The organism is Croceibacterium ferulae (genome assembly GCF_003660445.1).
GTDB classification, from domain to species: Bacteria; Pseudomonadota; Alphaproteobacteria; order Sphingomonadales; family Sphingomonadaceae; genus Croceibacterium; species Croceibacterium ferulae.
The window spans coordinates 1-4497 of sequence record NZ_QZVQ01000029.1; the positions used below are offsets into that span (position 1 = coordinate 1).

4 protein-coding genes are annotated in these 4497 nt (G+C 69.6%); all 4 read right to left on the bottom strand.

All coding sequences use genetic code 11. The annotated features are described in order from the left end of the window. Window positions 1-924: TrbI/VirB10 family protein (locus D5S08_RS16210; protein ID WP_121120225.1), on the bottom strand; the 924-nt coding region annotated here is incomplete at its 3' end. Further along, the gene (locus D5S08_RS16215) at window positions 921-1718 is read right to left on the bottom strand and encodes a TrbG/VirB9 family P-type conjugative transfer protein (protein ID WP_121120226.1); all 798 of its coding nucleotides are present in this window, start codon (window positions 1716-1718) and stop codon (window positions 921-923) included. The genes D5S08_RS16210 and D5S08_RS16215, both read right to left, overlap by 4 nt. Beyond that, window positions 1715-2923: a TrbL/VirB6 family protein gene (locus D5S08_RS16220; RefSeq protein ID WP_121120227.1), complete on the bottom strand. Its 1209-nt coding sequence runs from the start codon at window positions 2921-2923 to the stop codon at window positions 1715-1717. Before D5S08_RS16220 ends, D5S08_RS16215 begins: the two co-directional genes overlap by 4 nt. After that, window positions 2920-4497, bottom strand: a 1578-nt coding sequence (locus D5S08_RS16225) for a VirB4 family type IV secretion/conjugal transfer ATPase (protein WP_479680440.1), incomplete at its 5' end; no start/stop codon positions are given. The genes D5S08_RS16220 and D5S08_RS16225, both read right to left, overlap by 4 nt.

The window sequence follows — 4497 nt, forward strand, 5'->3', positions numbered from 1 at the left end:
AATGGACGAGCCGAAGCGCTGAAAGAAATGGCTGTCCACCTTGCCCGGCAGGCCGCCGCTGCCATCGAACGCGCTGGCCGGGCTGGCGAGTGCGACCGAAACGCCGTCGGGCCGGATCAGCCGGGTCCAGATGACATAGGCCCGCCGCTGGCCCGCCTGCAGGCCGGACTGGTACTGACCGATCAGGCGGCTGGAACGCGGGACCAGGATACGGGTACCGTCGAAACTGCGCACGTCCTGGCTGACCACGGCACGGGCGAAGCCGGGCACGTCGGTGTTGATGGCGGTTTCCAGCACGGCGGGGATCATGGTCCCCTGCGTCACCGTGGTGCGTGGATCGACATCGGTGCGGGCCACGGCCGGTCCACCACCCACACCGCCCACGCGACTGGCGAAGTCGGCGGCGCCAGTTCCGGTGGCGGCCGCCGCGGCTTCGCCGGCGGGCGTGCCGGCCAGCGGTCCGGCGGCCTGGGCGGGCAGGGCGCCGGCGTCGAACACCACGGTGGGGCTGGCGTAGGGATTGCCCATCGGCACCGGTGAAGTCTGCGGCGGCGCGGAGAACACCGGCGAAGGTGCAGGCGCGCCGGCCGGCTGCCCGTTCAGCACCGGCACGGGCGCGGTGGCCGGCGGAATGAACGCATTGGGCGCCGGGCCGTTCTGCACCACCGGCGCGGCACCTTGCGAGCTATCCGGCACACGACTGGCATTGAGGCCCCACAGGGTCGCGGCCCCCAGCAGCGCGACAAAGCCGATGCCCGCCGCCAGACCCACGGCGTCGGAACGCCCCTTGCGACCAGCCACGGCCGGGTAGGCGGTGCGGCTGGCAAGGTCGATCACCTCCGCCGAGGCGTTCTCGCGCGGGTCGGTGTCCGGCGCTGCCTCGCCATTCGAGCGGGTCGGCGCGATGCGATTGGCGAGTTTCATCGGCGGGTCTCCGTGCTGGCAACCGCGCGGGGAGCGGCGGTGGCGGAAGCGGTAGGGGCGCGGACAGGACCTTCGTTCACCAGGGTGGCAATGTCCTCTCCCGAACGCAGGATCAGCCGGCGTGGCACGCCATCGACCACGATCTGCTCGCCGCGCACGGCGTAGTTCACCGGTCCCTCGGTCCCCTCCATATCCTGGATGAGGATGGCCGGCAGCGGCGTACCGGCCGCCCAGGACATGAAGGTCGCCGTGCCATCGTCATAGATCGTGTTCGGCAACAGCGCGCTGTCACCGAAACGGCGCCAATCGTGGTTCAGCAGGATGGGGTCCACCACCGCATAGGGATCGGTCGCCGCGGCAAGCTCGATCGCGGTGGGTGTTCCGGCAGAACCGGCGCCGGCCAGCTGCGGCTCGTCCTCCTCCGGCTCCTCCGGATAGGTGAAGGCCAGCAGGTAGGTGGGGTTGCGGTTTGCCGGGCTGGCGACGAGGTCGAACAGATAGGTCCGCTTGTCGGTCACGACCGTCATGTTGGTGGCGGCACGGTCCGCCAGCGGCTTCACGAACAGCAGGTTGGCCCGCTTGTTGGGCGTGACCTGCCAGCTCTGGGAATCGCCGATGGCGACGTTCTCGATATGTTCGTTCTCGGCGAAGCGGATCACCGCCTGCACATTGGCGCGGCCCTGCAGCTGCACGACCTCGTCCGCATTGTAGAAATGTTCCACCAGCCGGCGGTCGTCGGCCTGAGCGGGGACGGCAGCCACCAGCAGGGCGGCGAGAAGGGCACGGCGGATCATGGTGTGGTCCTGGCTTTGGAGGCGCGGGGCGGCGCGGCGCGGAACCGGCTGCCGATGCCGCGGGCACGGGATGGAGCGGCCGGATCAGTGCTGCCCGTGCCTGACGCCGCAGCGCCGATGATGCGCGTCTCGCGCACGGAGATGGTGCCGCTGCCGCCGCGATCATTGGCGGCGGACGGCAGCGCGGTGGCGTTCATGCGGATCTCGCGCGAAGGCGCCGCCGTCGCGGCACGGGCGGCACTGGCCGGCGCAGCGGCGACCACGGCGGTGGCGGCTCCGCGGGCAGCGGCAGCAGCGGCAGTGGCGCTGTCGGCCTTGTCCGAAGTGCGGCCGGCGAGGCCGAACACGGTCCAGCCCGCCACCATCGTGCCCGCGACCTTCAGCACCATGATCATCAGGGCCATGTGGACGGCGCCGATCATGAAGAAGGCCATGGCCGCGCGTGGCTCGATCTCGCCCGGCACCATCGTCAGCGCGCGCAATACGGGTACCGCCAGCTCCAGCATCAGCGACCCGCCCAGCACCGCGAACAGCGGCGTGATCGCCAGCAGCACGACCCCTTTCAGCCAGCCGGTGAACAGGCCGCGCGTGCCGTTGAACAGCGCCAGCACCACGAAGATCGGCCCCAACGCCATCAGGATCGCCAGCGCGATCTTGCAGGTGGCGAGCAGGCCCACTGTGCCCAGCAGCAGCAGCGTGGCGCCCAGCCACAGCAATCCCGGCGGCGAGAAGGTGGAGGTCGCCCCTTCCATTGCCTGGTCACCGCTGGCCTGGATCAGCGCCGCGAACACCACGTCGATCTTGTCCGCGAAGACGGTGGTGGCGGAGCCTTCCGTGCCGGTCAGGATGTTGGCGATCTGGTTGGGCGCGCCCACCACCAGATTGTACATCGTGCCCTGATAGGCGGCCCAGCTGGTGGCAAAGGTCAGCACCAGACCCAGCGTTACCATGCGCGGCGTCAGGGCGGAGATGCCCAGCGTGCTGCGCCCGGTGATCAGGCCGAAGGCGAAGAACGCAACATACAGCGTCAGCAGGATCGTCAGAGCCGGCAGCAGCGCGCCATCACTGGCAAACAGCCGGCCGAACGCCGCCTGCGAGGTGGCAGCTGCGGCGCAATCGACCGCGCGCAGCGAGGCGGCGACACCGCTGCCGACGCCGTCCAGCGCCTCCTGGCACAGGGCCGGGGTCAGGCCGGCCGCGTTCATTCCGCGGCTTCCTGCGACAGGAAGGCAGCCAGGGGAGCCGGAGCCGGGATCGGCAGTTCGGCATAGTCCGGCTCTGCCATCGTACCGGGCCAGGGCTGGTTGGTCAGCAGGGGATACCAGGCCGCCGGATCGTCGCCCACGCTGGCGCGGATCGCATCCAGGCGGCGCACGGTGCTTTCGCGGCCCGACAGGATGGTCAGCACCTCGGGCGCGCCAGACAGGTCCAGCCGCACGACCACGGATGCGTCGGGCTGCCGCACCAGAAAGGCGCGGCTGTGCGCGGGCAGGCTGCGGATCAGGCTGAGCTCGTGGCTCGTCAGCCCGAAGCCTTCGCAGTAATCTTCCTCCCGCGCACGGGCATTGGGCATGAACACCATGGTGGCGGTCTGTTCGACCAGCGCGGTGGAAATGCGGCTGTCCAGCGCATCGCGCGCCGACTGAGTGGCGAAGCCGACCAGCGCGTTGCGTTTGCGCAGCGTCTTCAGCCAGTCACGGATACGGGCGGCGAAGACCTCGTCATCCAGCGCCTTCCAGCCCTCGTCGATCAGGATCATCGTCGGCTGCCCGTCCAGCCGCTCGTCAATGCGGTGGAACAGGTACATCATGGTGGGGGTGCGCAGCCGCGGGTTCTCCAGCAGCGCGCTCATGTCGAAGCCCATGACGCGGGTGCTGAGGTCCAGCCGGTCGGTGGCATTGTCGAACAGCCAGCCATGTTCGCCATCCTCGATCCACGGGCTCAGGCGATCGGCCAGGTCGCCGGGCTGCGGGCGGCGGGTGCCCGACAGCAATTCGCGGAAGAAGCGCAGGCGGCGCAGATGCGGCGCATTGGCGTAGGCGGCGTCCACCGCGCCGGCGATGGTGGACAGCTCCTCCGGCCCCTCCGCCTTCAGCAGCACGCCCAGCCAGTCACGCAGGAAGGCGCGGGTGACAGGGCTGTCGGGCAGGGCCATGGGGTTGAAGCCGGTCGGCTCGCCCGCATGGATGCGGTCGTACCGGCCGCCGATGCCGCGGATGAACAGCTCCGCCCCCCGATCCTTGTCGAACAGCACGGTGCGGGGTGAGAATTTCTGCGCCTGCGCCGCCAGGAAGTTCATCACCACCGTCTTGCCGGAACCGGACGGGCCGATGACGGAGAAATTGCCGAGATCGCCATGGTGGAAGTTGAAGAAGAACGGTGTCGCGCTGGTCGTTTCCAGCAGCGTCACCGCTTCGCCCCAGTGGTTGTTCTCCGCCTGCCCCAGCGCAAAGCCATGCAGGCTGCCGAAGCTGGCCATGTTGGCAGAGGTGATCAGCGCGCGGCGCACCAGATAGCTCTCGTTGCCGGGGAACTGGCCCCAGAAGGCGGGCTCCAGATTGGTGTCTTCCCGCACGGTGATCGCGCCGGTATCGGCCAGCGCGGCAGCCACGGCGGCGGTCGCATCGTCCAGCCGGGCGAGATCCGTCTCGCGCACCAGCACGCTGAGATGGTGGTCACCGAAGATCACCGATCCGCTACCAAGACCGTCACGGGCGGCGAGCATGTCGCCGCGTTCAGCCTGCGCCTCCTCGTCGGCGGAGCGCAGGCGGCGGAGCGA

Bases quoted from the DNA above. Each gene is read 5' to 3' on its own strand.
- D5S08_RS16220 (WP_121120227.1), bottom strand. From the start codon at position 2,923: ATGAACGCGGCCGGCCTGACCCCGGCCCTGTGCCAGGAGGCGCTGGAC.
- D5S08_RS16215 (WP_121120226.1), bottom strand. From the start codon at position 1,718: ATGATCCGCCGTGCCCTTCTCGCCGCCCTGCTGGTGGCTGCCGTCCCC.